Source organism: Vibrio scophthalmi LMG 19158 (assembly GCF_000222585.1).
GTDB classification, from domain to species: domain Bacteria; phylum Pseudomonadota; class Gammaproteobacteria; order Enterobacterales; family Vibrionaceae; genus Vibrio; species Vibrio scophthalmi.
On record NZ_AFWE01000035.1, the window covers coordinates 1 to 1,427 of the forward strand.

Genomic DNA, 1,427 nt, shown 5'->3' on the forward strand with positions numbered 1-1,427 from the left:
TTAATGCCACTCGCTTAAGAGCGAGTGGCATTTTTATCTCTAGAGCGTGAGGGGTATTTCTGAGCTTTTTTTAGCACAGCTCTGGGGTAAGGCTTTCTTTTTCTCTTTTTAGGAAGTATTAGCCGTTTGCCATTGTCCCTCAACTCTTTCAGCGCCTTAGGGATACCTCCTGGAGTCCTTCCATCTGACCAGATGAACTCTTCTTGTATTAAGCATAGTGCGTTGACGAAGCTAATTCGTAATGGCTCTACTTCGTGCTGTTTTGCCATACCTGCCATTTCTAATCGAACAATATTGTACGATATCAGTATGCCCCATAGCTCTTGGTATACTCCTTCACTCTTTAGGCTTCTCAGTAGTGGCTTGTTCGCTAGTTGATATTGCTTAAGTTCGCCATAGCTACGCTCTATTTCCCAACGCTGCCAATATACTTCAACTAATTCTTTCAATGCGTATGTATCAGGACATAAGCAAGAAGTAATAAACCCTTTTATCTCACCTTTAGGTGAAGGTATTAAAACTAAACGAGCTGTCCATTTTTCGCCTAAATGAGGGTACTGTTTTTGAGCTTGAGGAGATACTGGCATTTCGATGAGATGGTCATAGTCACTGTACGAGTCGAGGATCTCATATCTGAATTTCGATTTAATTGGGGAAAGCCAATGTGTGTTTTTGCCACTACCTTGCCAGCTTAGAAACAACTCAGCAGACATAAATCCACGGTCAAAGAGGGTTAAAGAGTTTTCAGGTGCAGAGCCTACAAGTTTTTGTGCATATGAGATCTCACTCTCCGTGACAGGACCAAAAGCGGCATCGGCGACTAAATGGGTCCTTGTAGACATCAAAGTGACCGCAAGAACGGAAGGGAATGTGGCGGATTTTTGCGCATAGCCAAAGGTCTGATTACTTTCTGTGTCGTGCGTCTTGAAGTAAGTACCGTCAACACTCAATAGCTTCAATCCACAACATTGTTCAAACTCACTTTGTTGCTCCCATTGGGCTGCGGTCATTTTGAACAGGTAACGCATTGGCTCAAAACCCAACTTTTCTTTACCTTTAATGATGCTACTGGTTGCTAGTGGTGGTAATTCTCCTTTTGAATCAGGGAAGGCTAGCTCCAACCTGTCACACACGTTTTGAATCGAGCGATTTCTTAGTAGCCCAATACCTAATACTAACCAGACAGCTTGCTCGGCAGGAAACCTTCGTTTACGAACAGAAGCTCTGCCAGTTTGTTTAACCGCTTCTTCAACCCACTCTAAAGGAATATGTTTAGCAAAAGCATTGAGATGATGTTCTTGGCAAAACTCAGCGGTAATCTGTAACTCTTTAGAAAACTCAGACATAAAAAAATCGGCCTCAACTATGTTGAGACCGATTATGAACCCTGCTCAGGATCGTTCAATTATTTAAAACGATCAGCATTA

1 protein-coding gene is annotated in these 1,427 nt (G+C 42.5%); it reads right to left on the reverse strand.

Translation table 11 applies throughout. The annotated features are described in order from the left end of the window. Positions 1-14 precede the first annotated feature (14 nt). On the reverse strand, positions 15-1,346 hold the full coding sequence (locus RH88_RS01635) for an IS4 family transposase (RefSeq protein WP_005593006.1): 1,332 nt from the start codon (positions 1,344-1,346) through the stop codon (positions 15-17). Between the last annotated feature and the right edge of the window lie 81 nt (positions 1,347-1,427).

What these genes read in the sequence shown, in the direction of transcription:
- RH88_RS01635 (WP_005593006.1), bottom strand. Translation starts at nt 1,346, where the DNA reads ATGTCTGAGTTTTCTAAAGAGTTACAGATTACCGCTGAGTTTTGCCAA.